Origin of the sequence: Nesterenkonia alkaliphila, assembly GCF_009758175.1 — a bacterium.
GTDB lineage: Bacteria > Actinomycetota > Actinomycetes > Actinomycetales > Micrococcaceae > Nesterenkonia > Nesterenkonia alkaliphila.
Window position 1 is genome coordinate 1 of record NZ_WRPM01000048.1, and the last position, 26,572, is coordinate 26,572.

Annotated in this window: 25 protein-coding genes; 12 read left to right on the forward strand and 13 right to left on the reverse strand. The window is 63.9% G+C overall.

Annotated features, from left to right (window positions below; all coding sequences use genetic code 11):
- Nucleotides 1-43: 43 nt before the first annotated feature.
- Nucleotides 44-607, reverse strand: coding sequence for an AfsR/SARP family transcriptional regulator (locus tag GNZ21_RS06835; RefSeq protein WP_198345981.1), 564 nt, complete (start codon nt 605-607; stop codon nt 44-46).
- 138 nt (nt 608-745) lie between these two features.
- On the opposite strand from GNZ21_RS06835, the gene GNZ21_RS06840 reads away from it, so the two are divergent.
- Complete coding sequence (locus tag GNZ21_RS06840) at nt 746-1,750, forward strand: aldo/keto reductase family protein (RefSeq protein WP_188503431.1); 1,005 nt, start codon at nt 746-748, stop codon at nt 1,748-1,750.
- Nucleotides 1,751-1,872: 122 nt separating this feature from the next.
- Nucleotides 1,873-2,901 (forward strand): hypothetical protein, encoded by a 1,029-nt coding sequence (locus GNZ21_RS16075; protein WP_157322691.1) that lies wholly within the window; start codon nt 1,873-1,875, stop codon nt 2,899-2,901.
- Here GNZ21_RS16075 and GNZ21_RS06850 read toward each other — a convergent pair whose 3' ends face one another.
- The 3 genes from GNZ21_RS06850 to GNZ21_RS06860 form a co-directional block, all read right to left on the reverse strand.
- A complete protein-coding gene (locus GNZ21_RS06850) occupies nt 2,902-3,672 on the reverse strand; it encodes a winged helix-turn-helix transcriptional regulator (RefSeq protein WP_157322693.1) in 771 nt (256 codons plus the stop codon). It lies immediately after the preceding gene.
- 88 nt (nt 3,673-3,760) lie between these two features.
- On the reverse strand, nt 3,761-4,864 hold the full coding sequence (locus GNZ21_RS06855) for an enoyl-CoA hydratase/isomerase family protein (protein ID WP_157322695.1): 1,104 nt from the start codon (nt 4,862-4,864) through the stop codon (nt 3,761-3,763).
- Nucleotides 4,865-4,905: 41 nt separating this feature from the next.
- Nucleotides 4,906-5,751, reverse strand: a complete 846-nt coding sequence (locus GNZ21_RS06860; protein ID WP_157322697.1) for an HpcH/HpaI aldolase/citrate lyase family protein — start codon at nt 5,749-5,751, stop codon at nt 4,906-4,908.
- Nucleotides 5,752-6,156: 405 nt separating this feature from the next.
- Between GNZ21_RS06860 and GNZ21_RS06865 the strand changes: the two genes are divergently transcribed.
- Nucleotides 6,157-6,849 carry a GerMN domain-containing protein gene (locus GNZ21_RS06865; protein WP_157322699.1) on the forward strand — a complete coding sequence of 231 codons (693 nt, stop codon included), beginning with the start codon at nt 6,157-6,159 and terminating at the stop codon, nt 6,847-6,849.
- Nucleotides 6,850-6,876: 27 nt separating this feature from the next.
- Here the strand turns inward: GNZ21_RS06865 and GNZ21_RS06870 are convergent, their stop codons facing one another.
- Genes GNZ21_RS06870 through GNZ21_RS06885 form a run of 4 tightly spaced genes read right to left on the reverse strand, consistent with a single transcriptional unit; the run spans nt 6,877 to nt 11,629 of the window.
- Nucleotides 6,877-8,292: a dihydrolipoamide acetyltransferase family protein gene (locus GNZ21_RS06870; RefSeq protein WP_157322701.1), complete on the reverse strand. Its 1,416-nt coding sequence runs from the start codon at nt 8,290-8,292 to the stop codon at nt 6,877-6,879.
- Nucleotides 8,292-9,332, reverse strand: coding sequence for an alpha-ketoacid dehydrogenase subunit beta (locus GNZ21_RS06875; RefSeq protein ID WP_157322703.1), 1,041 nt, complete (start codon nt 9,330-9,332; stop codon nt 8,292-8,294). The genes GNZ21_RS06870 and GNZ21_RS06875 overlap by 1 nt, the downstream gene beginning before the upstream one ends.
- Nucleotides 9,329-10,498 carry a pyruvate dehydrogenase (acetyl-transferring) E1 component subunit alpha gene (gene pdhA, locus GNZ21_RS06880; protein ID WP_229659348.1) on the reverse strand — a complete coding sequence of 390 codons (1,170 nt, stop codon included), beginning with the start codon at nt 10,496-10,498 and terminating at the stop codon, nt 9,329-9,331. Before pdhA ends, GNZ21_RS06875 begins: the two co-directional genes overlap by 4 nt.
- Nucleotides 10,499-10,510: 12 nt before the next feature.
- Entirely contained in the window at nt 10,511-11,629 is a 1,119-nt protein-coding gene (locus GNZ21_RS06885) for a histidinol-phosphate transaminase (protein WP_188503430.1), read from the reverse strand.
- Between the two features lie 36 nt (nt 11,630-11,665).
- On the opposite strand from GNZ21_RS06885, the gene GNZ21_RS06890 reads away from it, so the two are divergent.
- On the forward strand, nt 11,666-12,073 hold the full coding sequence (locus tag GNZ21_RS06890) for a phage holin family protein (protein ID WP_157322705.1): 408 nt from the start codon (nt 11,666-11,668) through the stop codon (nt 12,071-12,073).
- Nucleotides 12,074-12,106: 33 nt separating this feature from the next.
- Here GNZ21_RS06890 and GNZ21_RS06895 read toward each other — a convergent pair whose 3' ends face one another.
- Both GNZ21_RS06895 and GNZ21_RS06900 read right to left on the reverse strand, forming a co-directional pair.
- Nucleotides 12,107-13,783 carry a hypothetical protein gene (locus tag GNZ21_RS06895; protein WP_157322708.1) on the reverse strand — a complete coding sequence of 559 codons (1,677 nt, stop codon included), beginning with the start codon at nt 13,781-13,783 and terminating at the stop codon, nt 12,107-12,109.
- A gap of 27 nt (nt 13,784-13,810) precedes the next feature.
- On the reverse strand, nt 13,811-14,398 hold the full coding sequence (locus GNZ21_RS06900) for a hypothetical protein (protein WP_157322710.1): 588 nt from the start codon (nt 14,396-14,398) through the stop codon (nt 13,811-13,813).
- A 159-nt stretch (nt 14,399-14,557) separates the two neighbouring features.
- On the opposite strand from GNZ21_RS06900, the gene mscL reads away from it, so the two are divergent.
- From mscL to GNZ21_RS06915, 3 genes are all read left to right on the forward strand, one after another.
- Nucleotides 14,558-15,106: a large conductance mechanosensitive channel protein MscL gene (gene mscL, locus GNZ21_RS06905; protein WP_157322712.1), complete on the forward strand. Its 549-nt coding sequence runs from the start codon at nt 14,558-14,560 to the stop codon at nt 15,104-15,106.
- A 119-nt stretch (nt 15,107-15,225) separates the two neighbouring features.
- Nucleotides 15,226-16,239 (forward strand): bile acid:sodium symporter family protein, encoded by a 1,014-nt coding sequence (locus tag GNZ21_RS06910; protein ID WP_157322714.1) that lies wholly within the window; start codon nt 15,226-15,228, stop codon nt 16,237-16,239.
- 95 nt (nt 16,240-16,334) lie between these two features.
- Complete coding sequence (locus GNZ21_RS06915; protein ID WP_308805443.1) at nt 16,335-17,666, forward strand: FAD-binding oxidoreductase; 1,332 nt, start codon at nt 16,335-16,337, stop codon at nt 17,664-17,666.
- Between the two features lie 30 nt (nt 17,667-17,696).
- Here GNZ21_RS06915 and GNZ21_RS06920 read toward each other — a convergent pair whose 3' ends face one another.
- Nucleotides 17,697-18,509: an enoyl-CoA hydratase/isomerase family protein gene (locus tag GNZ21_RS06920; RefSeq protein WP_188503428.1), complete on the reverse strand. Its 813-nt coding sequence runs from the start codon at nt 18,507-18,509 to the stop codon at nt 17,697-17,699.
- Nucleotides 18,506-19,723 (reverse strand): CaiB/BaiF CoA transferase family protein, encoded by a 1,218-nt coding sequence (locus GNZ21_RS06925; RefSeq protein ID WP_157322716.1) that lies wholly within the window; start codon nt 19,721-19,723, stop codon nt 18,506-18,508. The genes GNZ21_RS06920 and GNZ21_RS06925 overlap by 4 nt, the downstream gene beginning before the upstream one ends.
- Nucleotides 19,724-20,007: 284 nt before the next feature.
- On the opposite strand from GNZ21_RS06925, the gene GNZ21_RS06930 reads away from it, so the two are divergent.
- The 5 genes from GNZ21_RS06930 to GNZ21_RS06950 all read left to right on the forward strand — a co-directional run bounded on the left by GNZ21_RS06930 (nt 20,008) and on the right by GNZ21_RS06950 (nt 24,977).
- Entirely contained in the window at nt 20,008-20,982 is a 975-nt protein-coding gene (locus tag GNZ21_RS06930) for a Bug family tripartite tricarboxylate transporter substrate binding protein (protein WP_157322718.1), read from the forward strand.
- A gap of 35 nt (nt 20,983-21,017) precedes the next feature.
- Nucleotides 21,018-21,569, forward strand: a complete 552-nt coding sequence (locus GNZ21_RS06935) for a tripartite tricarboxylate transporter TctB family protein (protein ID WP_157322720.1) — start codon at nt 21,018-21,020, stop codon at nt 21,567-21,569.
- A 22-nt stretch (nt 21,570-21,591) separates the two neighbouring features.
- Nucleotides 21,592-23,106, forward strand: a complete 1,515-nt coding sequence (locus GNZ21_RS06940; RefSeq protein WP_157322722.1) for a tripartite tricarboxylate transporter permease — start codon at nt 21,592-21,594, stop codon at nt 23,104-23,106.
- 43 nt (nt 23,107-23,149) lie between these two features.
- On the forward strand, nt 23,150-23,896 hold the full coding sequence (locus tag GNZ21_RS06945) for an IclR family transcriptional regulator (protein WP_157322724.1): 747 nt from the start codon (nt 23,150-23,152) through the stop codon (nt 23,894-23,896).
- A gap of 244 nt (nt 23,897-24,140) precedes the next feature.
- Nucleotides 24,141-24,977: a M15 family metallopeptidase gene (locus GNZ21_RS06950; RefSeq protein WP_157322726.1), complete on the forward strand. Its 837-nt coding sequence runs from the start codon at nt 24,141-24,143 to the stop codon at nt 24,975-24,977.
- A 32-nt stretch (nt 24,978-25,009) separates the two neighbouring features.
- Here the strand turns inward: GNZ21_RS06950 and glmM are convergent, their stop codons facing one another.
- A complete protein-coding gene (gene glmM / locus GNZ21_RS06955) occupies nt 25,010-26,362 on the reverse strand; it encodes a phosphoglucosamine mutase (protein WP_157322729.1) in 1,353 nt (450 codons plus the stop codon).
- Between the last annotated feature and the right edge of the window lie 210 nt (nt 26,363-26,572).

Sequence of the window (26,572 nt, forward strand, 5' to 3'; positions counted from 1 at the left end):
GTCCAGTTCGTGGCATACCCCATTCTACAACTAATCCAACGAATTACTGACGCACGACACTAGCCAAGGTGACCGCCTGCTCGGCTGTGCCTGCGGCGACCAGCGCCTCAGCGGCCAGCTCCACTGCCCTGAGCCGGAGCTCCTGGAGCTCGGCGATTTCGGCGGCGAGCCAAAGCTCATCGGTGAACTCTGCATATGCCGGTCCCCGCCACAGCTTCAGGGCGGCCTCCAGCAGCTCGGCCCGCTGCGGACCGGCGGGCAGGCCTGTGGCGCTGCGCACTGCAGTGCGGAACTCAGCGGCGTCGCATGTTCCCGCCGTCAGATCCAGACGGTAGCCGCCGGGTGAGCGGAGCAGCAGGTCCCGGCCCCCCGGTGAGGCGGTATCCAGCAGGGAGCGCAGCTGCGAGAGTTTGGCCTGCAGCACCCGCGGCGGATTGCTGGGCAGATCCTGACCCCAGGCCCGGTCAATGAGAGCCTCCGCGGAGACAGTCTCGCCCGCGGCAGCTGTCAGGGCGGCGAGCAGGGCACGTACCTTCCGCTCTGGCACCTCGACGGCCGCGCCGTCGTCGTCCCGGAGCTGGACCGGTCCCAGCACCTCGATCCTCACGTTCGCTCGCTTCCCGTGACCTGCTACACCTGGGGCCGGGGCCTCCCCGGCTCCCCTAGAGTCTATGGCCCCGTCCCCCGTGCAACGATAGGGTGAGAGTGAATGTGTCTGCACCGATTCCGAAGGAAGTGAGCGAACGTGGAGTTTCGATACCTCGGCAACAGCGGATTGAAGATTTCCGAGATTACCTACGGCAACTGGCTGACCCACGGGGCGCAGGTGGAGCAGGACGTGGCTACCCAGTGCGTGCACGCCGCCCTCGATGCCGGGATCACCACCTTCGACACTGCCGATGTCTACGCCAACACCGTGGCCGAACAAGTCCTCGGCGACGCCCTGGCCGGCCAGCGCCGGGAATCACTGGAGATCTTCACCAAGGTCTATTTCCCCACCGGCCCCAAGGGGCACAACGACACCGGGTTGAGCCGCAAGCACATCATGGAATCCATCAACGGGTCGCTGAAACGGCTGGGCACCGACTACGTGGACCTCTACCAGGCCCACCGCTATGACTTCGAGACCCCGTTGGAAGAGACCATGCAGGCCTTTGCCGATGTGGTCCGCTCCGGCAAGGCGCTCTACATAGGTGTCAGTGAGTGGACAGCCGAGCAGCTGCGCGCCGGGGCCGCCCTGGCTAAGGAACTGGGCTTCCAGCTGATCTCCAATCAGCCGCAGTACAACATGCTCTGGCGCGTTATCGAGCCCGAGGTCATCCCGGCTTCCGAGGAGCTGGGCATCAGTCAGATCGTCTGGTCCCCCATCGCCCAGGGTGTGCTGACCGGCAAGTACCTGCCGGGGGCGCCGTTCCCCGAGGGATCGCGGGCCACTGACACCCAGGGCGGAGCCCGTTTCATCGAGAAGTACCTCACCGAAGAGATCCTCGAGGCGGTGCAGAAGCTCAAGCCCCTGGCTGAGGAGCAGGGCCTGACCCTGGCCCAGCTGGCCATCGCCTGGGTGCTCCAGAACCCGAATGTCGCCTCCGCCCTGGTGGGCGCTTCCCGCCCGGAGCAGATCGCCTCCAATGTGGCAGCCGCCGGAGTGCAGCTGGACCAGGGGACCATGGAGGCCATCGACGGCGTGATCGGCCCGCTGGCCCAGAACGACCCCTCGCTCACCAAGTCACCTCCGGAACGAGTGGCCTGAGAGAGTGTGACCGGGGGTCTGCCAGCTCACTGTGAGAGAGTCCGAACAGTTCTGATTTGGTGCTATGCCCTACGATGAGAGGTGTGATCTCTGGAACGGCAGAGGGAACCCCTTATCCTCCCGTGCGTATTCTCGCAGCCCTAGCCCTCGTGGCGGGGCTGCTTCTCAGCTCTGCCGCAGTGGCCGCAGCCACCACCGCTCCGGCGGAGCCCGGGACGCCGGAGGAGACTGCATCCCCCGAGGACGATGACATCCCCGAGGACGACTCTCCCACTGCAGCAACCCCGGATCCCACCGGTTCGCCCTCCCCTGAACCGACCGAAACGCCTACGGTGACTAGTCCGCCGCCAACCTCCGAGCCGGATCTGACCGTCAACTGCACCAACAGCAGCCTACGCCCCGGGGAGCGCGTCAGCGTCTCCTGCACCGCCAATGCCCCGGGGGTGGCCTTCGAACTCGGCTCCACCTCCTCGCAGATCGGCGGAGAAGTCAGCATCTCGGGGAACCGGGTCAGCTACACCGCTCCGGCTGAATACGTCGGCACCGGCACCGATGACTTCGCGGTGATCGCCACAGATGACCAAGACAATGAAGCCCGCACCTCAGTCACCTTCACTGTCTACGGCGATCAGTTCACCCCCACTCCCACACCCACACCGTCTCCCTCCCCCACGGCTTCTCCCTCGCCCACGGAGACGCCGACGACGACGCCCTCCCCTTCCCCTGATCTCACAGGCTCACCTGATCCCACCGGTTCGCCCGACCCCACTGGCACCGCGACCTCCGCCCCTCCACCGGAGACTGAGGATTCGGACAACGGCACTCCGCAGGGCGGAGTGGGCGTCCCGCCGCCGGGGGCGCCCAGTCAGGGCTCCGGCTCGGTTCCCTTCGGTTCGGTGTTCCTGCCGGTGCCGGGCATGCCGGAGCTGCCTTCGCTGCATCTGCCAGGCTTCTCCGGCTCCTCTGCTGAGCCGACCGCCGCTCCGGAGGACGCTGAACCGGGCAGCGAGGATGAAGCTGTGGACGAAGATGAAGATGAGGGTGTACTTGCGGAGACCGGCACTGCAGCCGCCTACACTGCGGCAGGCCTAGCGCTGTTGAGCATCGCCGCAGGGGTGCTGGCGCTGCGCGGATCCCGCCGCTTCTCCTGACTACCCGCCATCCTCCGGTGCAGAGTCAGCGCTCTCTGCCCCCGTCTCGGTCCCCCGGGCCGGGCGCAGCACATAGCCGGCCCCTCGCACGGTATGAATCATCCTGGGGCTGTCGGCCTCAATCTTCTTGCGCACGTAGCTGATGTAGAGCTCTACGATATTGGCCTGGCCAGCGAACTCGTACTCCCAAACTTCCTGCAGGATCTGTGATTTGGGCAGCACTGTGCGGGCATGCCGCATCAGCAGACGCAGCAGTCTGAACTCGGTATCCGAGAGGTCGATGTCCCGACCGGCCCGGGTGACCGTGCGCTGGGTGGTGTCCATCTCCAAGTCCCCCACGATCAACCGTTCACCGTCCCGCTGCTCAGGAAGCCGACCCGTGAGGAAGTGCAGCCGGCGCACCGACTCCTCCACGGCGATGGCGCCGGCCATATGGTCATCGATCGGCCGGCACAGCGCCAGAATGTCCTCCTGGGGGGCATCTGCGTCGAACCAGGCCAGTACGGCGGTCTCATCGCGGCCTGAGCGCAGATCATCCACCACATCCTCCAGCTGCGGGACGCGGCGGGCCAGCCGGGCATCGAGCACCAGCAGGCTGGGAGCCTCCTCGGCGCGCAGCTGAGCTGCCTCAGCGGCACTGGCTGCCTGCAGCACCTTAACGTCCATGCCGCGCAGCCGCTGGGTGAGCTCATTGCGGGCCGGGGAAGGACCGCCCAGGATCAGCACCGGTGAGCTGATGCGCAGCGCGGGGGAGCCCTCGGTGGTCTCCATAGGTGTCCTCCCCCGTGCGGCTCAGGCAGTCTGCACCCTCTGTCCCGGGCACAGCTTGTTCACAGAGTCTATCCAGAAGACCCGCCTGTTACCGCAGGTTCAGCAGTTTCCCCGGCACTGGGGTGAAGTAGTGCGCCACCAGGTCATCATCCACCAGCTCCAACGCGACAGGGTTCCACTGCGGATTCCGGTCCTTATCGATGAGCTGAGCGCGAATGCCCTCACGGAAGTCATGGGAGCGCAGCGCGTGCACCGCCACGGTGTATTCCTGGCTCAGGGCGCCCTCCAGACTAAGCTCCCGGGCCTGGCGGATAGCCTGGAACGCCACGTTGACCATTGTGGGCGATTTACTGCGCAGCGTCTTGGCCGTCTCTGCCGCTGCGGGGATGCTCTGGCCCAGTTCTTCCAGAAGTTGGACGACCCCGCTCACATCCTCCTGGGTATAGGCCTGATCGATCCACCCCGCTTCAGCCAGTTCAGATGGCTCCGGGTGTTCGGCAAAGCGCGGCAGCACCTCCTCCACCGGGGCCGTGGTGAGCTCACCGACCAGCTGCTCCAATCCCCCGGACGGAACATAGGTATCGGCCAGCCCCAGATGGAGAGCATCTGCGCCGGAGAGATGAGCACCGGTGAGCCCGGCGTGGACACCCAGCTGCCCGGGGGCCCGGGAAAGCAGGTAGGTGCCGCCCACGTCTGGAGCGAAGCCGATGGTGGTCTCCGGCATGCCGATCCGGCTGCGTTCGGTGACAATCCGGTGTGAACCGTGCGCCGATACGCCCACCCCGCCGCCGAGCACCACTCCGTCCATCAGCGCGATGTACGGCTTGGGGTACTCAGCGATCCGCAGGTTCATCAAGTACTCGGTGGCGAAGAACCGTTCTGCGGCGAACTCCGCCTGATAGGCAGGGGTGCCCTCGGGCAGGACCGGGCCACCGTCGCGGGGCTGCAGCTCCACCATCTCGTAGTAGAGGCTCGCCACGTCTCCGCCGGCACACAGTCCACGGTCGCCAGCACCTCGGATGAGGACCTGTGCCACGGCGTCGTCCTGTGCCCAATCCTCCAGCTGAATCCTGATCGATTCGCACATCAGCTCGGTCAGCGAGTTGAGCGCCTTGGGCCGGTTCAGAGTGATGATTCCCAGGTGGCCGCGCACTTCGAAGGCCACATCACCGGTATAGGTCTCTCTACCCATTCAGAACCTCCTTGTTCGCTATGGCGTGATGCCCGTCTCACTCAAGCATTCCACAGCCCGTACGAGTCAGCCAGGCTGGCAATCTTCTGCGCTCGTGCCAGCCGGGGGAGGTAGGAGCCGTCACCGATCGAGGCTCCCTTCTCATGAGCCTCGATGAGTTCCTTGGCCCAGGCCACCTCATCCTCTGAGGGGCTCAGGCCCTGGTTCACCAGCTCTACCTGGGCCCGGTTCAGTGACAACTTGCCGGTCATCCCCATGGAGGCCGTCACCCGGCAGGCCTCAGCGATGGCCTGCTCGTTCGCATTCGCTTCCGTGGGGCCATCGATGGCCCCCGGCAGACCACCCACCCGAGAGGCGATGACCAGGCGGGAACGGGCATAGGCCAGTGCCATCGGATCGGCGGAGACACCCACATCCTTGCGGAAGTCATTGGTGCCGAAGGCTAATCGGAAAGTGCCTGGAGCGGAGGCAATCTGCGTGGCGTTCTCTACGCCGAGAGCGGATTCCACCAGCGCGATGACCGGGGTGCCGGCCCGCAGCCGCATCGCCGTATAGGTGACCTGGTCGGGCCGCTCCGTCTCTGCAAGCATCACCCCGCGCAGGCCGTCCGCCTCCGCAAGGGCCGCCACATCATCCTCCCAGTGCTCACTGGTGGTGGGGCTGATCCGCACCCAGGCCGTCATACCACCATTGAGCGCCTCCATCACCGCTTCACGTGCGGCAACCTTGGCCACATCAGGCACCGAAGCTTCTAAGTCGAAGATCACCGAATCGGCCTCACTGGCCAGACCAGGGGCGAAATCTTCCTTCTTGGCAGCATTGATCAGCAGCCAGGAACGGGAGAGTTTGGCCGGCAGAGCAGCGGCGCGACGGTTCCGGATAGGCATGATTCCACCCTACCGGAGACCTTGCTTGACACAGGTCCGGAGGAGGTCTCACTATAGACATACAAGGGGTTGTTCAGGTTTGAAACATCAAGTCTGAGCGGCTCCGGGAATGGTCCGCTGTCCATTCCTGACATCTCCATATGAAGACGGCATCAGAGTTTCCGTTCCCTCTGTTGTCATCACAGTATGAAGTGAGAAGCATTGGCGCCGGGTGCTAAACATCCCACCCCCTCCGTGCAGCACCCAGAGCGCGCTTCTCAACCGCTGGTGGGGGCCGCCCCCGTTCACGGCCCCCACCAGCACCTCCCCTCACTTCAGCAGCTTCTCGGCACGCTGCAACCGCGAGGGCCTCCGGCCTCGAGGTCTCGATTCGGCTGGTCTGCGGTCTGCTCGTATCCTGGAGCAATGACTTCGGCCTTCTCTCTGCGCGCTGCCGCCGCGGCGTTCTCGGCAGCTGCGTTGTTCGGTCTCACCGCCTGCGAAAGCGGCCCCGCGCAGCCAGACCCGGACTCTCCCGAGGCTGAGGGTGAGGCCCCAGCCCAGTCCGAGGAGATCCCGGAGAATCCGATGCCAGAGCCGGAGTACGACAGTGACGACACGGTGGCCCTGCCGGTGGGACTGATCAGCCCTGCAGGCTATGACTGGGAGGTCTACGGCGAGGATGCTGACTACGCTCCGGAAACTCCACACGGGCGGCAGGTGGCCCGCACCGAGCAGTTCGGCTGCCAGGACTATATCTCGGTGCTGGAGACCGTCCCGGTAGTGACTGACAACCCGGCCGAGGCCGCCCTGGAGTATCTGCTGTCCCTGGAGCGCACTACCCACGGCAGCCCTGCCTTCCGCAATCCGCTGGCCGCCTCAGGCTTCGAGGTCACCGGGGTGGAGAATACCGGCTCAGCGGTGACGGTGAACCTCACCGGATTCGCCAACAGCAGCACCTCCTGCCAGTCCTGGCAGCTGCTCAAGCAGATCGAGACCACCGTTCGGGCAGCCTCGGGAAATCAGCAGGTGGAGATCCTGCTGGACGGCGCTCCACTCGCCGGTCAACTCGGCCTGGAGGACCCCGGTCCGCTCACCATCCATCGGCTGCGGGACTGAGGTTGCCGGCGCGCCGCCGGAACAAGCTCAGTCCAGGAGCAGGCCGGGCTGTTCCAGGACAGCGGCGATATCGCTGATAAAGGCTCCGGCCAGGTCACCGTCGATCAGCCGATGATCAAAGGAACCGCCCACCGTGACGATCTGCCGGGGCACCACCTGACCGTCCACAACCCACGGCTTGGTGCGCACTGCACCCAGCATCACGATTGAAGCCTGTCCCGGAGGCAGGATCGGGGTGCCGAAGTCCAGGCCCAGCGATCCGATGCTGGTGATCGAGACCGTACCGCCCTGCATCTGGGCTGGTGTGGTCTTCCCATCCCGGGCATCTGTGGTCAGTGCGGTGATCGCTGCCGCCAGCCCCCGGGTGTTGTAGGTGTGCGCATCATGGATCACCGGCACCACCAGCCCCCGGGGGGTGGCGGCGGCAACGCCCAGATTGACGTAGTTGTGCAGCGTGTAGTGGGTGTCATGCCAGGAGGCATTGACCTGCGGGTTGCGCCGGGCCGCCCAAATGATCGCCTTAGCAGCAAACAGCAGGGGTGAGACGCTCAGCCCCTGATACTCCTGGCTCTCCCGCAGCGCTGAGCGCAGCTCCATAGTCCTGGTGACATCGATCTCCTTGAACACCGAGACATGCGGGACAGTGCTCGCCGAGGCAGCCACGTTCAGTGCCGTGGCTTTGCGCACCCCGCGGACCTGGATCTTCTCCTCACGGGGGCCTTCGTAAAGCAGCCCGAGCTGACCCGGGGACCCAGAGGCCGGCACCCCGCCGGCTTCCCGCTGGGCCTCCTTCTGCTTGGCCCGGCGCTCCACGTCATCCCGGGTGATCTGACCATTGCGGCCCGATCCCACCAGTTCCCAGACCGCCACCCCGAGACGCTTGGCCAGGGCACGTACCGGCGGCGAGGCCCGTTGGACGATATCGGCGGCGAACTCCCCGCCGGGGAGCCCCTGGGTCCGCGCAGTAACGCCCTCCGGCTCCAACCCGGGGACCTCAACCAGGTCCAGGCTGGTCGGTCTGGTGCGGGTGCGGGCCTTGGGTGCATCAGCCTTGGGCCCAGAGCCCACAAGGGCTGCCTGCTCATCATCCGTGGCGGTCGGGGTCCTCTCCTGGCCGCCCTGCTGCTGAGATTCAGATGAGGACGACGAGGCCCCCTCGGGTGGGGCTCCGGATACCGGGCGGTCAGCCGGCTCTTCAGCTCCCTCGGCTGCGCCGATTCGAATCAGCGGCTGGCCCACCTCAATGGTCTCCCCCTCCTCGGCGACGAGTTCCTCGACGGTTCCGGCATAGGGCACCGGGAGCTCCACCAGTGATTTGGCGGTCTCAATCTCGCAGATGACATCATTGACGGCCACGGTGTCCCCTGGGGCAACTTTCCAGGACACGATCTCGGCCTCGGTGAGGCCCTCCCCCACATCGGGAAGGTTGAAGGTCTGGCTCATCAGCGGCCTCCTGTGCTCGCATAGGCGAAACTGCGCTCCACGGCTTCCAGCATCCGGTCGATATCCGGTAGGTACCGGTTCTCCTGGGCTGAGGGCGGGTACGGCATATGGAATCCGCCCACCCGCAGCACCGGGGCGGCCAGCCGGTGATAGGCGCGCTCGGTGACCCTGGCGGCTATCTCCGCGCCGAACCCGCCGAAGGTGGGAGCCTCGTGGGCCACCACCAGTCGCTGAGTCCTGGCCGCTGATTGCGCAATGGTCTCGTCATCCAGGGGACTGATCGAACGCACATCCACCACCTCGATGCTGCGGCCCTGGCCGGCGGCCACCTCCGCTGCGGCCAGGGCCACCGGCACCAGCGGGCCGTAGGCGGCCAGGGTGACATCGGTGCCTGGCCGCAGCACCTGGGCAGTGAAGGCATCCGGGGCTGGGCGCTGCAGGTCCACCTCACCTTTGAGCCAGTACCGCCGCTTCGGCTCCAGCACGATCACCGGATCATCGCTGCGGATAGCCTGCCGGGTCATCCAATAGGCGTCGTGGGGACTGGAGGGAGTGATGATCCGCAGCCCCGCGGTATGGGCGAAGAGCGCCTCCGGTGATTCGGAATGGTGCTCGATGGATCCGATATGCCCGCCATAGGGGATCCGGATGGTCACCGGGACCCTCACCGCTCCGTCGGTCCGGTTATGGATCTTGGCCAGCTGGGTGGTGATCTGGTTGAAGGCCGGGAAGACGAATCCGTCGAACTGGATCTCGGCCACCGGCCGGTAGCCGCGCATCGCCAGTCCGATGCAGGTGCCGATGATTCCGGACTCCGCAAGCGGCGAGTCGATCACCCGGTCGGCGCCGAAGTCAGCCTGCAGCCAGTCGGTAACCCGGAAGACTCCGCCGAGTGCCCCGATGTCCTCACCGATCAGCAGTGTCTTGGCATCCGCTTCGAGCTCATCGCGCAGCGCCCGGTTAATGGCCTTCGCCAAAGGAAGGGTGGTGACTTCAGGCACTGAGGCCCCCGGCGTCGTCGTACTGGTCTCTGTACTCATCCGACACTCTGCCCCTCATCCTCAGCGAAACCCGCCTCATAGTCCTTCAGCCAGGCCTTCTCCGTCTCCACCTGGCGGTGCGGCTCGGCATACACCGTGTCGAAGACCCGCTCTAGGCCGATGGGCTCCATACTGTGCACCGCAGTGCGCAGATCAGCAGCCAGCTGCGCTGCCTCCTGGTCCACCTGCTCGGCGTAGGCCTGGTCCAGTAAGCCCTCGGCCTCCAGCCAGCTGCGATAGCGGGCCACCGGGTCCTTAGCCTGCCAGGCCTGGACCTCATCGGCGGTGCGGTATTTGGTGGGATCATCGGCTGTGGTGTGAGCGCCCATCCGGTAAGTGACTGCCTCGACCAGCTTGGGGCCGGAACCGCCGCGGATCTGCTCGGCCATATGTTTGGCCACTGCATAGCTGGCCAGCACGTCATTGCCGTCCACCCGGATCCCCTCGAATCCGTAGCCGGCTGCCCGGTGGGCCAGCGGTGCCCTGGACTGGGTCTCCAGGGGCACTGAGATAGCCCAGTGGTTGTTCTGGATGAAATAGAGCATCGGCAGCTGATAGGAGCTGGCGAAGACCATGGACTCGTGCACATCGCCCTGGCTTGAGGCTCCGTCGCCCAAGCAGGTCAGCACAATCTCATCCTCGGGCCGGTCACGGTCCAGATGGCCGGCGGCCGCATCCTGCTTGATGCCCATCGCCCAGCCGGCGGCATGCAGTACCTGGGAGGCCAGCACGATCGCGTAACCGTTGAAGTTGAACTCATGGGGGTCCCAGCCGGTGTGCCGGGCAGCCCGGAACGTAGCCATCAGCTGCTCCGCGCTGATCCCGCGGTACAGCGCCATAGCATGTTCGCGGTAGGTCGGGAAGACCCGGTCAGTGGGCTCCAGCGCTGCGATCGTGCCCACCTGGGCGGCCTCCTGTCCCAGGGCCGGCACCCACAGGGCCAGCTGGCCCTGCCGCTGCAGGCTGGTGGCCTCGGCATCAAACCGCCGCTCCAGCGCCATATGCCGGTAAAGGCCCAGGAGCTGCTGCTCGCTGAGGTCCTGCACATACCGGCTGAACACCGGATGCTCCACCAGGGTCCCGTCAGCCTTCAGCAGCTGCACCGGGACCGGATCCGCCAGCTGCACCTTCTCCCCAGCTGAATTCATGCGATCGGCGTCTCCCATAGGCTCATTGTGTCAGGCGACCCCAGCAGGCCCGCTGTAGGTTCTGCACAATGCGATAAAACGGTCATTGGCCTCTGGTTCACCAATGCTCACCCGCACTCCCTCCCCTGCGAAGGGCCGCACGGCCAAGGCCTGAACCCCGGCAGCCTGTGCAAAGTCAAGGGACTCTGTGCCCAGCGGCAGCCACACGAAGTTCGCCTGGGTCTCCGGGATCCGCCATCCCGCTTCCGCCAAAGCCTGCGTGACTTTTTGGCGCTCTCCTACAAGTTCCTCGACCCGGGCGTGGACCTGGTCCAGATGCCGCAGCGAGGCCACAGCAGCGGCCTCAGCCACCGCGCTGACACCGAAGGGCACGGCGGTTTTGCGCAGATGCTGAGTGATCGACTGCTGGGCGATGGAGTAGCCCACCCGCAGACCGGCCAGGCCGTGGGCCTTGGAGAAGGTGCGCAGCACTGCGACATTGGGGAACTGCCGGTACAGGGCCAACCCGTCCACCGGGTCGGGGCTGCGCACGAACTCCAGGTACGCCTCATCCACCACCACTACCACCTCGCCGGGCACCTTGGTGAGGAACTCAGTGACCTCGGTGTGGGTCAGCGCCGGGCCGGTGGGGTTATTGGGCGTGCACAGCAGAATCACCCGGGTACGTTCGGTGATCACTGCCAACATGGCCTCCAGGTCATGCCGCCCCTCAGCAGTCACCGGAACGGGGACGTCCTTGGCCCCGGCAGTGCGCACCACGATGGGATAGGCCTCAAAGGAACGCCAGGCGTAGATGACCTCATCGGCGGTGCCGTCTTCCCCGGTGCCGGCGAAGGTGCTGATGATCTGGGTGAGTGCCCCGAGACTTCCGGTGCCGGTGACGATGTCCTCATAGGGCACCTCAAAGTGGCCTGCCAGCTCGGTGCGCAGGGCCTCCCCGGCGGGATTCGGGTACCGGTGCAGAGACTGCACGGCTGCCGCCGCCTCGGCGGCGGCGGGCACCGGTCCCAGTGGGTTCTCGTTGGAGGACAGCTTGAAGGGGGTCAGCCCCTCCGCGGCCTTGGGCGGCTTGCCGGCCGCATAGCTGGGCAGCGCTGCCACCGCCGGGCGGGGCGCGATGACTCCAGGGGCGGGTTCTGCAATACTCACGATGAGCTCCTCGTATGTCCAGGTGGGCGTGAGAAGATGCTTCCTGTGAGAATCCTACTGGCCATTCTGCTCAATGCACTCGCCTTGGGAGCGGCGGCGTTCCTGGTGCCTGGTATCCGGATGGAGGGCTGGAGCGATGACCCCGCCGCCGTGATCCTGGCCTATGTTCTGGTGGGCGCGGTCTTCGGCATCGTCAACGTGGTGATCAAACCGATCGTCTCCGTCCTCTCGCTGCCCCTGACCTGCCTGACCTTTGGCCTGTTCGCGATCGTGATCAATGCGGCCATGCTCAGCCTGACCGACTGGCTGACATCCTGGACTCCGGCGAATCTGGTGGTGGACAGTTTCTTCTGGGACGCTATCCTCGGTGCGATTGTGGTCTCGATCGTCTCCGCTGTGCTCAACCGGTTTGTGCTCGGCTCAGGGGCGGGCGGCCGGGGCTGATGCTGATAGGCACAGCAGTACGACGCCGCCTGCTCACTTTCCGCCGGTAATCGTCCCCCCAGCGCCCCAGCTGCGCTCCAGCTCCTCGCCGCCCACCTCATCCATCCCGGGAACTGTGAGGTTCCGGTTCTTGGTCTCCCAGGGAACTGTTCCGGGGGAGCCGGTGCCTTCCGGGATGGGCCCGGGATCGGAGGGCCAGCGGCTCATTTCCCGAACGGACTCTCTTAGAGCGTCCTCGAAGTAGGCCACGTCGTCGTAGCTCTCAGCCTCCCAGGGCAAGACATGCTCGGGGGTGTCCATCTTCTGCCAATGGGTCTCGAAGACATAGGTCTCCACCGCTTCCCCAAAGTGCAGCTGGGCGCGGAACTCATCGAGGTGCTGCTGCTGGTGGTAGTCTAGAAACTGCCCTTCGTCCTCCTCCATCAGCCGGATCGCCTCCACATTATGCTCCCAGGTATGGGTTGAGCCGGCCAGGGACTCCACCTGGTTCTCCGGATCGGCGTGGTTGTACTGGACGATCATCCGATCGCTGGAGAGCACCGGACGCTCTGCGGTGACATGCGGCACCGGATCCCGGACGTCCTCGAAGTGCGTGACCTTGACCCCGTCCTGGGTGGGTTGGTGCTTCAGCGGGCTGCCAATAGTGGTCACTGAACGGAGGTTGTACCGCTGGGTGAAGCTGCTGCTGCGGGCCAGGTTGGTAGCGTGCAGCCCACCCAGGCTGAAGCCGGTCATGAAGATATCTGACCCCTCCGGCACGCCCAGCTCCTGCAGCGCCTGTTCGAGGGCGCCGGCCATATGGTCGGAGTCGTTGTGCAGTCCGTCCACCAGGCTCATCGGGCTGCGGCCGTGTTCCATCTCCAGGCCGTCCACATCGATTCCTGGGAAGTGCACCGCATAGGCGGGGTCCATATCGGGGCGAGGGATCACTGAGACGGCGATGTCCCCGTGATCGGCCACCTGGCCCATCTCCTCGAGGTAGTGGTGCAGGGTACCGCCGGGTTGGTGTTCGAATCTGTGGGTGGGATCAGGGTCAGTGACTTGGTGATTACGTCCCATCAGGGCCGGGGTGAGCCCGGCGTTGCTCTCCACTGCCCGTACCGTGGCCAGGATGACGCCCACCTGCGGGAACCTCTTGAGCACCACATCGAGGGCGACCCCGCCGCCGGAGACCACGGTGGTGGCGAACCAGTCATAGACAAAGCTCTTATCCCCCTCCCAGTGGACAGCGTGCTCCACCGCCAGGCCGACCTCCAGAATCCGGATCCCGGCGTGGATCCAGCGCTGGATCAGCTGCTCGGCCTCCCGGTAGTTCTCATGGGCCTTGTCCAGTCCCGTCTCACTGTGCAGCAGGGCCTGCTCGGCCCCAGCGGTGGAGGCAACCAGCAGGCCCAGGCGGGCGTGCCAGGACGGGACCTCAGCGTGCAGGTGGAGGAACCCGCTGCTGGAGAAGGCCTCATAGACCGAGATGAGCTCCCGGCGCATCTCAGTGAACTTCCGCCCTGCAGCATGCACATGGACAGTTGCGTCAAAGAGGGAGTCCCACATGAGGTTGATCGTGGTGGGGCCGCCCCAGGTGCCGACGCGGAATTCTGGCACCCGTGGAGCCTGCTCCTGGACATAGTGCTCGGCGGTATCGGCGATAGTGCCGTGCGGGCCGGGAATCGGGATCGGAGGCAGGGGCCCCCACAGCGGCTGATTCGTCGGCATCACTTCGGTCTCCTCATGGTTCCGTGCTCAGTGGGTCGGTACTGCCGGAGATCCCGGTTCTCCAATGGGGATGCCCCGGTTGGGATTGGGCAGGCCCAGCAGCTGCCTGACACCGCCCTCCTGTGCCAACTGCATGAACCGGGAGACGTCATTGGAACCGAGAATGTCCACGGTGAGCACCGCAAGGTTCCGGGCGACCTCATCCTGGGCTAGCTGCATATAGTGCCCGAACATCTGGCCTCCAGAGCTGATCAGCAGCATCAGCTGGCGAGCCTGATCACCGTAGCTGCGCAGATCGGAGGCAATCGTCTCAGCACGGGAGGCCAGCACAGCAGTCTCTGCTGTGACCAGCTCCCCGGGTATCCGCAGCGCTTCCAGAGCGGTGCGGAAGGCTCGGCTGGCCATCGAGTCCCAGTGCACTCGTTCGGCCTCTTCGATCAGTGCGAAGTACTCGGGCACCATGGCGAGTACGCGGCGGAGTCTGCCGGCGGCGTCGTCGTAGGCGTCTGCAGCGGCGTAGAGCTGCTGGGGCACTGTGCTGGCCTGGACGATCCAGTTCATACTGCTCTCCCCCTGTTCTGGTGATGGCTGGGCCGGATGCAGCTGCTGGTTCACGAATTTAGGCCGCTGCACCGGCGCCCCGGGAGGTCTGGGCCCTGGCTGTGGAGCTGCAGGCGCGCCCGGAGCCGCTTCGCGCCGTTGTGGAAAACTCTGCCAGTGCCGAATCTGCTGGCTTTCAGCCTGAAACAGCCGGCAGCGGTCTAGGATTGGGGCATGATCAAGGGATTCGTGGACTTCATCAAGCAGGGCAATGTGGTGGATCTGGCCGTTGCGGTGGTGCTTGGTACCGCATTCGGCGCAGTGATCAACGCCCTGGTGGAAAACGTGCTGATGCCGCTGATCGGCCAGCTGCTGGCGCAGGACCCGGACTTCGACAACCTGTTCGCGGTGACCCTGCCCGGATTCGACGGCCCGCCGATGCGCTTCGGCGTGCTGCTGACTGCTGTGGTGAACTTCCTGCTGATCGCTGCAGCCATCTACTTTGTGGTGATCCTGCCGATGAACAAGATCATCGCCGCCCGCAAGGCGCTGCTGGGCACGGCAGAGGAAGAAGAGGCCGAGGAGGAGAACATCACCCTCCTGAAGGAGATCCGCGACCAGCTCAAAGTGCAGACTGAGGTGGTGAACCCGGCTGCCTTCGCGGCGGCAGTGGAGGCTGAGCGGAAGCTCGAGGAGGAGAAGTCCAGAGTTGAGGCCGAGAAAGAGGTCGAGGAGAAGACCGTGCTCAGCAAGGCCAAGAACTTCCTCTGGAGCAAGGACTAGTTCTGCCTGAGAATTCCGCATCCTGGACTTCGATTGTGCCGGGGATCACTATGTAGTTGAATCTCCAACTGATGGACCTACAAGCACCTTGACCCGCCGAATCACCGAGGGAATGGACTATGTCAGCTAAGACCGCGCCCACACAGGACGCCACGGACCTACAGACTCCACAGGAGTCCCGCAATCATTTCCGGGCCGTCATCATCTTTCCGATTGTGACTCTGGTGGCCGCGGTGATCGGCTATGTGTGGGCGGGCCCGGTCAGCGAGGGCGCCTTCATGACCAATTGGTTGCTGGGCGTGATTATGTTTGGCATGGGTCTGACCGTGCGGCCGGCTGATTTTGTGCTGGTGGTCAAGAAACCTGTGCCGGTTCTGCTGACAGTGGTGGCCCAGTACGCCATCATGCCGCTGGCGGCACTCTCTGTGGTCTGGGTGCTGGGCCTGCCCACGGAGATTGCCGTCGGCGTGATTCTGCTGGGCTGCGTACCCGGAGGCACCACCTCGAATGTGGTCACCTATCTGGCCCGCGGTGATGTGGCCCTGTCAGTGACCCTGACCTCAGTCTCCACGATGCTCGCTCCGCTGGTCACTCCGCTGCTGACCCTGTGGCTGGCCGGCCAGTACATGCCGCTGGACGCCATGGGTATGGCCCAGTCGATTCTGCAGATCGTTCTGCTGCCGGTACTCGGCGGACTGGTGATCCGGCTGCTGCTGCCCAGACTGGTCGAGAAACTGTTGCCGCTGCTGCCCTGGGTCTCGATCACCGCCATTGCCATTGTGGTGGCTTTTGTGGTCTCGGGAAGCGCAGACCGCATTGTGGAAGCCGGGTTGATCGTCTTGGCCGCGGTGATCCTGCACAATATTCTGGGCATGGCCCTGGGCTACGGCGCAGCAGCGGCCACCCGGCAGTCTCCTGTGCGGCGGCGCACTGTCGCCATTGAGGTGGGCATGCAGAACTCGGCCCTGGCTGCGGGCCTCGCGGCCCAGTACATGAACCCGTTGGCGGCCCTGCCCGGAGCGGTCTTCTCGGTGTGGATGATGGTCTCCGCTGCGATCTTCGCGACCTGGTGCCGCGCTCAGGACCGGATACGGGCAGCCAAGGACGCAAAGAAAGTAGGAGTGGATGACTGAGACCGGCATGTTGGACCGCGCAGCAGGCGAGAGTGTGGATCTCGGAGTGCTGAGCGCCCGGTTGAGCGAGGGGGCACTGAGCACCGATCCCCGGGGTGATCGAGGCCCATGCCAAGGATGAGGCGCTCTTCTGCCCCGCAGAGGGCGCCATCGCCCTGGTTCGTGCCCGCAGCGTCTCCGATGTTCAAGAGACCCTTCGCTTTGCCCACGCCCATCGCCTGCCGGTAGTCCCGCAGGGTGCCCGGACCGGGATCTCCGGCGGCGCCAATGCGGTGCCGGGCAGCATTCTGCTCAACGTCTCCGGAATGGACCGGATCCTGGAGGTCAACCAGGCCGAACGCACGGTCCGGGTGGAGCCCGGGGTGATCAACCAGGACCTGAAGAACCATGTGGCGCAGTTTGGACTGGCCTATCCCCCGGACCCCGGATCGGTGGCCATCTCCTCCATCGGCGGGAATATCGCCACCAATGCCGGTGGGCTGTGCTGCGTGAAGTATGGGGTAACTCGGGACTATGTTCGTTCGATGACTGTGGTGCTGGCTGACGGCACCCTCGCACACCTTGGTGCCGAAACCGCCAAGGGTGTGGCCGGCCTTGATCTGCGCGGGCTGTTCATAGGCTCTGAAGGCACTCTGGGGGTGCTGGTAGAGGCTGTCCTGCGGCTGGTCCCGGCCCTGGGCGAACCTCTGACAGCTGTTGCCGTCTTCCCAGACGAGCGCAGCGGGCTGGCCACTGTGGCTGACTATATGGCCACCGGAGCCAATCCTCGGATGCTTGAGTTCCTGGACGGTAAGACTCTGACCATGCTCAACGATTTCGGCGGATTCGGCCTGGATGACGGCGCCGGCGGCATGCTGCTGATGCAGGCGGACCCGGTGCCCGGACAGGCTGAGACCATCATGGGAGCCTTTACCGAGGTTGCTGAGCGCAACGGGGCGATCGATGTGGCCTACAGCGATGACCCCGCAGACAGTGAGGCACTGGTCACGGCGCGGCGAATGGCCCAGCCCTCCTACGAGCACTACGCCCAGCGCCACGGCGGTGGGCAGCTGCTCGACGATGTCTGCCTGCCCCGGGCCGCAATGGCCGAGTTCTATGACCGAGTGGCACAGCTCCGGGATGAGTCAGGGCTGATGATCACTGTGATCGCCCACGCCGGGGACGGCAACACGCATCCTTCTGTGTTCTTCAACGCCGCAGATCCCCAGGAGACTGCCAAGGCAGAGGACGTCTTCGAGCAAATCATGGAGATCGGGCTCTCTTTGGGTGGGACCATTACGGGGGAGCACGGTGTGGGGTACCTGAAGCGAGACTGGCTGGCCAGGGAACTGGATGAGGGAACTTCACAGCTGCACCGGGCAATCAAGGCCGCGGTGGACCCGCTGGGCATCCTCAACCCGGAGAAGATGTTCGCCTCATTGGGCTGATTCCAGCGGCGCGCGGTTTGAGAGTGGGGCTCAGACAGGAGTCCAAGAAAACCGGGGGTCCTTCCGCTGACGGAAGGACTCGATACCTATCTCCTTATCCTCTCCATGCACCATTTCCTCCCAGCTGCGCGACCATAGTGGGTCCAGGTGCTCCCGGGGTCCTGAGCAGGCGTCAATGTACTCTTTCGTCTTGACCTGGGTGAACCGGGAACGCTTCAGAAGGGTGTCCAACAGTGCTGAGGATTCCGTCTGAAACTCATCCTCATCAATGACATCAGCCACCAACCCCAGGCTCTGAGCCTGCTCGGCGTTGAATGTTCTACCAGTCATCAGGATGTACTTCGCACGGGCAGGACCTACCTGCCGCACGAGTCGATCCAATCCTGAACGTGGATAGAGAATTCCGATCTTCGCGGGAGTCACAGCGAAGCGGGCATTCGATGATGTGAGTATGAAGTCGCAGGCAGAGGCAATCTGCCATCCCCCTCCCATGCACACACCTTGGACCAGAGCCACAGTCGGTTTGGTAACTTGAGCGAGTGCCGCATCTGCCGCGGAGAAGTGGTCCGTATAACCGCCCTCAGACGCCGGCTCGAAGAGGATTGAGGGCAACTGATCGATAGTGACTCCCGCCGAGAAGTCGGCACCTGCGCCGCTGAGAGCGATGACCTCCGCCGAGGGCTCGGTGTGCAACGACCGCGCCAGTGCTTTCAACTCGAGGCACATGTGTCGAGTCAGCGCGTTCCGCTTCTCCGGGTTGCTGATCGTCACATAAGCAATTCCGCCTGCGATCTGGCAGTCAATACTGCCTTGGCCAGCTTGAATGGAATCCGTGGCGCTCACTGCTGACCCACCCGCTCCCCGGCTGGCATGCCAACCAAACCTCGGTCCCCCAAGGAGGTGATCTCCGCATCGCTGAGTCCCAGCTCTCTGAGAATCTCGACAGTATGCTCACCCAGCTCCGGAGGTGGAGTCCGAACCTTCGCCGGAACTCCGTCAACGTTGATAGGCCCACGTAGGAGACGGAGTTGCGTCCCATCGGCTCGATTCACCTCCTGGATCATCTCCAGGGCAGCAACCTGATCGGTGGCGAAGGCCTCAGTGTAGGTGTATATCGGACCGCAGGGGATGCCGAGCCCCCGGATATCCTCTACCCATGCCTCTGCACTGCGCCGGCTCAGCAGCTCCTCGATCAGGCCCTTCAGCTGCTCTCGATTCTCAAGCCTGGTCTGGCCGGTGCGGAACCGCTCGTCAGTCGCAAGTTCAGGTGATCCTATCAGCGCGGCGAAGCTCACCCAGTCCTTGTCGTTGGCAACGGCCAAGGTGATGGGAACCGTTCCCGTTTCAAACACGCCGTACGGGGTGATGGTGGGGTGATCATTGCCCTGCGGCTCCGGGTTAGTCCCAAGGCTCAGAGCGCGCTGTCCCTGGAAGACTGACAATGCCAGCCCTGTCTCCAGTAGGGAAGTGGACATTTTGGTGGGCGAGGCCCCCAGACGCTTTCCCAGCAGCGCGGTCACTACGTTGAACGCATTGATCATTCCTGTGGTGATGTCGATGATGGAGACTCCGGTGCGGTAGGTATGCTCCCGGTCCGGGCCGGTGACCGAGGTCAGGCCACTCATGCCCTGGATCACTTGGTCCAGCCCAGCCATATCCCTCAGCGGCCCCACCTCCCCGAAGCCCGAGATCGATGTCACCACTAGTTCAGGGTTGAGTTCCCTCAGCACCTCTTCGGAGAGCCCCATCTTCGCCAGGGTTCCAGGCCGGAAATTCTCCACCAGGACATCTGCTGACGCCGCCAACCTCCGGAGAATGCACTTGGCTTCTTCAGAGTAGAGGTCCAGAGAGATAGATCGCTTGTTCCGGTTAGTGGAGTCGAAATAGAGACTGTGTTCATCCTGGAAAGGCGGCCATTGACGTGCCGTGTCGCCACCCCGAATGCTCTCTACCTTAACCACATCCGCACCCATGTCCGCTAGGAGTGCTGTGCAATAAGGGCCGGCGAGCGCACGGCTGAGGTCAAGGACCCGAACCCCAGACAGAGGTAAGTTCATTTTTCCCTTTCGCTGGTTGTGGTGGCTAGCCGATCTGCACACGGTGCCTTGCGAGAAATAAGCGGTTCACCCATTGAACCAATGGACCATTTGCCAGTGCCAGGAGTAAGCTACATCACTCATTTCATCCGCTGCAACCACCGCAAGCCGTCTGTGGTCAGGGATTGATTCCCTCAATTCTGTGGTGTACGTTACATTCGTTCTTCCTAAATGAGCCGATGGTTCATTAGATGGACCACTGTTGAGCACTGCTGAATGCACCCCGACTGACCAAAGGAGTAATCATGAAATCTTCTCTCGCACGGCTCTGCGCCGGGGTAGGCATCGTGAGCCTTCTAGCTGCGACCGCCTGCGGCGATGAAACCGGAGGGGATCCTGAGGCCTATCCGGAGCAGGACATCGAGATCCTGGTTGGATTCGGGCCGGGCGGAGGGGCGGATGTCTTCGCCCGCCAGGTGGCTTCCATTGTGGAGGAGCAGAACGATGTCAGGGTCCAAGTGATCAACATGGAAGGAGCCGGCGGCGCCAACGCAATCCGGGAGGCTGACAACCGCGCTGCAGATGGCTACACGTGGGTGATCGATGTTTCTCTCGCTGCGCTTGCTGCTCAGGGCGAGTTCGGCGACCCCGGGTACGACTTCCTACGCCCGGTCGCCCGATTCCAGGATGAGATCGTGCACGTGATGGTTGACCCCGAACGCTATCAGAGCTGGGAGGAGCTGGCTGAACTGGCCGAGGAGGAGGAAATCCGTCTCGGCGGAGTAGGAGTGGGTGCTCAGGCCGATATCGCCACAATGGAACTGGCCGCTGAGAGCGGACTGAATATCTCCTATGTACCGTTTGACGGGGCTGGCGAGCTTTTGGCCGCCCTACTTAGCGGAAACGTCCATGGAGCCTCTGAAGAGATCGGGGCATGGGTGGACCAGATCGACTCAGGAGAGGTGCTGCCAGTCCTTGCGATGAACGAGGAGCGAATCGAAGGTTTCGACGACATCCCCACCTCCATCGAGCAGGGCTATGAGGTGACCACGGGCGGGACGCGGGGCATCATGGTCCACTCTGAGACGGATGATGAAACGGTCCTCGCAATCGAGGAGGTCCTCCAGGATGTCTATGAGTCCGATGAGTACAAGGAGCACGAGGAGGCCCAGTTCATCCATTTGCGCGAGGGGTGGCTGGATCACCAAGGCTACGAGGAGTTCATCGAGGAGCACTACCACCGGGTGTCTTCGCTGCTGGAACAGACGGGGCAGCAGTGAGTCTCTCCTCCCCACCCCACACAGACAGGTCAGATATGAAGGTCAGCCCTAGAGCACGAAAACTCTCGGTAGAGCAGCTGATATGGCTGGGCCTAGGGATGGCGGCACTTGCGGCTGTCTTCATAGGTGTCCCATCCTCCAGCGCAACTGCGCTGCAGACGCCCCGGTTCTGGCCCGCAGCCGCGGCTGGGGTCATGATCGCAGCCGGCCTCCTGATCGCCCTGTCCGCTCTGCGGGACAGAGGGCGGCTCCCCCCAGCAACGGCTGAATCCGCCGCGACATCTCTCGGGCCGACTCAGCAGGCTGAGGAGCCGGAACCGGATGTGCTGCGCAAGCACAACCACCTTATCCTCATCGCCATCATCGCCGCCTATGTCGCGGCCCTCCCCTATCTCGGCTATGTCGTCGCCACCGCGATGATGGCTTGGGGGCTTGCCTGGGCAACGGGCGTTCGAAAAGTTCTCACAGCAACACTGGCCAGTCTCACCTATGTAGCCCTCACTACGGTGATCTTCGGAGTGCTGATGAACGTTGCCCTCCCTCGTGGCCGCGGCCCCTTCGTCGACATCAACTCGTTCTTCTTCTGAGCCAAGGAAAGCAGCACTCATCATGGAACTTCTATCATCTGTCGCCGAGGGATTCTCGGCCCTGCTGAGTCTGGAAAACCTGCTGATCCTCTTCCTGGCGACGCTGATCGGCTTGCTCGGCGGCGTCATTCCCGGCGTCAGCGGCCCCATGATGGTCGTGGTTTTTCTGCCGATCACCTACGCCTTCGAGCCTACGCAGGCGTTCATCCTCCTCACGGTCATCTACGCCGCCTCAGTCTATGGAGGAATGGTCACAGCCATTCTCTTCCGTGCGCCAGGAACCCCGGAGTCCTCGATGACTGTCCTCGATGGGTATTCCATGGCCCAGAAAGGCGAGGCCGGACGAGCCTTGGGGGTGGGAATCCTTGCCTCCGGCACCGGCGCCATCATCGCGACTGTGGCGATGATACTGCTGACACCCCCTCTGGCAGCGCTGGCCATGAACTTCTCCTCCGCGGAGTTCTTCGCCATCGCGCTACTGGGGCTGTCCATCGTGGCCTCCCTCTCCTCCGGCCAGGTATCCAAGGGGATCTTCGGTGTCGGGTTCGGGATGCTGCTGGCCACCGTCGGCAACGATCCGATGACAGCCACTCAGCGACTGACTTTCAATGTGCCCGACCTCGGGGCCGGCTTGGAACTGATTCCAGTAATGATCGGCCTTTTCGCCATACCTGAGGTGCTGCGTCGGTCTCGTCTCGACACCAAGATCAAGTTCAACACTTCATACGGAAAGGTTGAAGTCTGGAGCCGCCGGAATCTCACCTCGGTCGGTCCCACCGCGGGACGCTCCGGGGTGATCGGCACCGGAATCGGCATCCTCCCCGGTGCTGGAGCTGTCACGGCAGCGATTCTTGGGTACACCCAGGCGGTGAGGTTCAGCCGCGACAAGTCTCAGTTCGGCAAGGGGGACCCCCGGGGTGTGGCAGGTCCAGAAAGCGCCAATAACGCAGGTGCGGTGGGATCCCTGGTCCCCCTGTTCGCACTTGGAATCCCCGGCAGCGCTACCACAGCAATTCTGATCGGCGCCTTCATCCTCCACGGATTCCAACCGGGTCCCAACCTCATGACCACGCAGTCCGCTTTCGTCTACACCATCTTTGCCGCAATCCTTGTCGCAAACGTCCTGGCGCTCGTTTTCGCCAAGCCACTCATCCGTGTGCTCATCAACGTCCTCAACATCCCCTACGCACTGCTCGGACCGGCGATCGTCATCTTCTGCATCATCGGTTCCTACAGTCTGCGCAACTCCGTCTTCGACGTATGGGTAATGCTGCTCTTCGGCATCATCGGCTACATCCTGATGAAGTACAACTTCCCGGTGGGGACTATTGTCCTCGGATTCGTCCTCGGCCCAATCGCCGAATCCAGCTTCCGCAGAGCACTGATGATGTCCGGCGGTGACGCCACGGTGTTCTTCACCAGACCTATCTCACTGACCATCATCCTGATTGCTATCGCCATCCTCGTCTGCCCCCTGCTCAAGCCGCTGGTTCGCCAGGTACTCAAGCCCAAGACCCCCACGAGTCTGCAAGCATGAGGAATCTGTTAGGTTGTGGGACAACAATGGCAAGGAGCACCTCATGAGTACCCGCAGCGTCACCACAGCCATACGTGTGCTCGAGGCTGTTGCAGAGCTCCAGCCAGTAGGACTTTCGGAACTGGCCAGGGCTGTGGACGTGCCAAAAGCCACAGTCCAACGCGTACTGGTCACGTTAGAGGAACTCCAATGGATCGAGCGGGCCAAACGCGACGGCGGGAAGTGGTCCATCGCAGTACACGCCTACGCCGTCACCAGCCGCGGCAGCAGCGGTTCCCGTATCCGCGATGTGGCGATCGGTCCCCTCAGCGCCCTGCAGCTCGAAACCGGGGAGACGATCCACCTGGCCGTACCGGATGAACTTCGTATGGTGGTGATCGAACGCCTGGACACCCCTCATGTGCTCCGTGCGTTCCTGGCCCTGGGTTCACGGATTCCGATGCATGCCTCCGCCACGGGGCTGGCGTTCCTCGCATACTCCTCGGACGAGTTCGTCAGCGTCTACCTCCAACATCCGCTGGGAGCGTCCACCCCCGACACAATGGTCGATCCTCAGGAAGTGCGAGCAGAACTGCAGGTGATTCGTTCACGGGGCTATTCCATCAATCCCGGGGGGCTCAGCTCAGGCATCACCGCTATCGGAGCTGCCCTCATCAGCCGGGAGCTCGGTCCAGTAGGCTCCATCTCCGTCTCCGGACCCTCCAGCCGGATCACACCTGACAAATTCGAGGAATACGGCACGGCAGTGGCTGCAACAGCTCGACAAATCAGTATGGCCCTCCCAGGCTAAGGCAGCTCAGGCGTCACATAGTCAACCACGGAACCAATAGGCGGCTTCACCCGCGGGCTCCCTCCGGGGAGCCTGTGGGGGCGGGCAATGGGACAGTTGGGGCGTCGTCCTGCACCACTGCGAACCCAGCCATCAGAATGCCGCTGGCGCTGGCACAGTCCTCCTCATCATTCTCACGACCGAAGAACTTGCCGGACGGCCAGCCCATCCGCCGGGGGGCGCAGCGGCAGGTAGCCTGAACCGCATGCGCTCGATCTCCCATTCCCTGCTGTCTGCAGCGATGACGGCTGTGCTGTTGACCGGCTGCGGCGGCTCGGACCCCGGGGAGGATTCCGCCGGGGCCGGCACCTCGCCCGCGACGGCATCAGCAGACGCCGTCTCCGCACCAGAAACTGTTGAACCGGAGTCTGAACCCCCGGCTGCTGAGCACGAGGCTGAGCCGGGAGGGGAGGAGGAAGCTCCAGAGACACCGGTCAGCGAGGCCTCCTGGGAGCCAGATTCAGTGCATGTCCTGGTGAATAAACGCAACCCACTGGACCCGCTGAGCTACAGCCCCTCGGATCTGGTGACGCCGAATGTTCCTCTCCATGGCCCCCAGGAGGCGATGCAGCTACGAGCTGAGCCGGCTGAGGCCCTGGAACGGCTGTTCGCTGCCGCTGACGGCGCGGGCCACTCACTGAGTATGATCAGCGGATACCGCTCCCATGACTACCAGGTGCAGGTCTATGGCCAGCACGTGGCAACCAACGGCCAGGAGGCTGCAGACAGAGTGAGCGCCAGGCCCGGGCATTCCGAGCATCAGACCGGGCTTGCGGTGGACGTTGACACTCCGGCGGGCCCCGAGACCACTCTACGCCGGGCATTCGGAGAGACTCCCGAGGGCCGGTGGGTGGCGGAGAACGCCCATGAGTTCGGATTCATCATCCGGTATCCGGAGGGCGCGGAGGAGATCACCGGGTTCAGCTACGAGCCCTGGCACCTGCGCTATGTGGGCGAGGCAACCGCGGCTGAGATCGTGGCGCGAGGGGTAACCCTGGAGGAGTACTGGGACCAGCCCGCCGCCCCGGACTACCAGGACTGAGTGGCAGACCCGAGGTGCCCAGCGCCGGGATATTACAGTGCAAGTTCGGTTTTGACGATGTCGGCGAGGGTCTCGGATTCGGCTTGCGCGAGGTCCGCGGTGGCGGCCTCGACCATCACCCGCACCACCGGCTCAGTTCCGGAGGGCCGCAGCAGCACTCGGCCGGACTCCCCCAACCGCAGCTGAGCGGCAGCCACTGCCTCCTGCACCGCCTGATGGGTCTTGGCCTTAGCCTTATCCACCCCTTTGACATTGATCAGCACCTGCGGCAGGCGGGTCATCGCCGCTGCTGCCAAATCCTGCAGAGAGGTCCCGGTAGAGGCCATCCGGGCAGCCAACTGCAGCCCGGTCAGCACTCCATCCCCAGTGGTCGCATAATCAGAAAAGATCAGGTGACCTGACTGCTCACCGCCCAGGGAGTAACCCCCCGCCCGCATTGCCTCCAACACGTACCGGTCCCCCACCGCAGTCTCCACCAGGCGGATGCCAGCAGCCTGCATCCCCAACTTCAGGCCCAGGTTGCTCATCACTGTGACCACCAGGGTCTCATCCACCAGGGACCCCGCTTCCTTCAGCGCCAGGGCCAGCACCGCCATGATCTGGTCTCCATCAACCACCGCGCCGGTATGATCCACCGCCAAGCAACGGTCAGCATCCCCGTCATGGGCGATCCCCAGATCAGCACCATTGGCCACCACCGCCTTCTGCAGCGGCCCCAGATGAGTAGACCCATAGCCATCATTGATGTTGAGCCCATCCGGCTCAGCACCGATCACTACCACCTGCGCGCCGGCTGCGGCGAAAGCCTCCGGCGAACACCCCGAGGCCGCGCCATGAGCGCAGTCCAGCACGATCTTCAGCCCTTTCAGGCTTACTCCGCCCAGGGACTGCAGAAGATGGACTACATACCGGTCCTCAGCATCGGAGAAACGCTTGACCCGGCCTACCTCAGCCCCGGTGGGCAGCAGCGGTGCCTGAGCCATCTGTGCCTCGATCTCATCCTCTACGGCATCATCAAGCTTGTGCCCGCCGGCCCCCAGGAACTTGATTCCGTTGTCCGGGGCCGGATTATGCGAGGCAGAGATCATCACCCCGAAATCCGCGGCAGAATCAGCCACCAAGAACGCGGCGGCCGGGGTGGGCAGCACACCGGCGTCCATCACATCGACCCCAGAAGAGGCCAACCCGGCCTCCACCGCAGCCGAGAGGAATTCTCCAGAGACCCGAGGATCTCTGGCCACCACAGCCACCGGCCGCCGCTCAGCTGGGACACGGCGATGCCCCAGCACCACCGCAGCAGCCTGGGAAAGACGAAGAGCAAGATCAGCAGTCAGCAGCCCATTTGCCTGGCCACGGACCCCATCGGTTCCGAACAGTCTGGTCATATTGGAAGTGAGTCTAACGGCCGAACATGGAAAATCCCCGCCAGGAGCACCTGACGGGGATTTTCGGTACCAAGCTGTAATCGCAAAACTCTGAGCAACGGAAACGGCAGTGCCGTGCCCACCGCAGGTGGAACTTGGATTTTCCGTGCCTAGGGCCCTGTGCGGCGCAGCCGCGTAGGGGCGCGGGAGTGATCCGCGAAGCGGATGCCG

What these genes read in the sequence shown, in the direction of transcription:
- GNZ21_RS06850 (WP_157322693.1), bottom strand. Translation starts at nt 3,672, where the DNA reads ATGGAGACCACCGAGGGCTCCCCCGCGCTGCGCATCAGCTCACCGGTG.
- GNZ21_RS06855 (WP_157322695.1), bottom strand. Translation starts at nt 4,864, where the DNA reads ATGGGTAGAGAGACCTATACCGGTGATGTGGCCTTCGAAGTGCGCGGC.
- GNZ21_RS06860 (WP_157322697.1), bottom strand. Translation starts at nt 5,751, where the DNA reads ATGCCTATCCGGAACCGTCGCGCCGCTGCTCTGCCGGCCAAACTCTCC.
- GNZ21_RS06865 (WP_157322699.1), top strand. Translation starts at nt 6,157, where the DNA reads ATGACTTCGGCCTTCTCTCTGCGCGCTGCCGCCGCGGCGTTCTCGGCA.
- GNZ21_RS06870 (WP_157322701.1), bottom strand. Translation starts at nt 8,292, where the DNA reads ATGAGCCAGACCTTCAACCTTCCCGATGTGGGGGAGGGCCTCACCGAG.
- GNZ21_RS06875 (WP_157322703.1), bottom strand. Translation starts at nt 9,332, where the DNA reads ATGAGTACAGAGACCAGTACGACGACGCCGGGGGCCTCAGTGCCTGAA.
- pdhA (WP_229659348.1), bottom strand. Translation starts at nt 10,498, where the DNA reads ATGGGAGACGCCGATCGCATGAATTCAGCTGGGGAGAAGGTGCAGCTG.
- GNZ21_RS06890 (WP_157322705.1), top strand. Translation starts at nt 11,666, where the DNA reads ATGCTTCCTGTGAGAATCCTACTGGCCATTCTGCTCAATGCACTCGCC.
- GNZ21_RS06895 (WP_157322708.1), bottom strand. Translation starts at nt 13,783, where the DNA reads ATGCCGACGAATCAGCCGCTGTGGGGGCCCCTGCCTCCGATCCCGATT.
- mscL (WP_157322712.1), top strand. Translation starts at nt 14,558, where the DNA reads ATGATCAAGGGATTCGTGGACTTCATCAAGCAGGGCAATGTGGTGGAT.
- GNZ21_RS06910 (WP_157322714.1), top strand. Translation starts at nt 15,226, where the DNA reads ATGTCAGCTAAGACCGCGCCCACACAGGACGCCACGGACCTACAGACT.
- GNZ21_RS06925 (WP_157322716.1), bottom strand. Translation starts at nt 19,723, where the DNA reads ATGAACTTACCTCTGTCTGGGGTTCGGGTCCTTGACCTCAGCCGTGCG.
- GNZ21_RS06930 (WP_157322718.1), top strand. Translation starts at nt 20,008, where the DNA reads ATGAAATCTTCTCTCGCACGGCTCTGCGCCGGGGTAGGCATCGTGAGC.
- GNZ21_RS06935 (WP_157322720.1), top strand. Translation starts at nt 21,018, where the DNA reads ATGAAGGTCAGCCCTAGAGCACGAAAACTCTCGGTAGAGCAGCTGATA.
- GNZ21_RS06940 (WP_157322722.1), top strand. Translation starts at nt 21,592, where the DNA reads ATGGAACTTCTATCATCTGTCGCCGAGGGATTCTCGGCCCTGCTGAGT.
- GNZ21_RS06945 (WP_157322724.1), top strand. Translation starts at nt 23,150, where the DNA reads ATGAGTACCCGCAGCGTCACCACAGCCATACGTGTGCTCGAGGCTGTT.
- GNZ21_RS06950 (WP_157322726.1), top strand. Translation starts at nt 24,141, where the DNA reads ATGCGCTCGATCTCCCATTCCCTGCTGTCTGCAGCGATGACGGCTGTG.
- glmM (WP_157322729.1), bottom strand. Translation starts at nt 26,362, where the DNA reads ATGACCAGACTGTTCGGAACCGATGGGGTCCGTGGCCAGGCAAATGGG.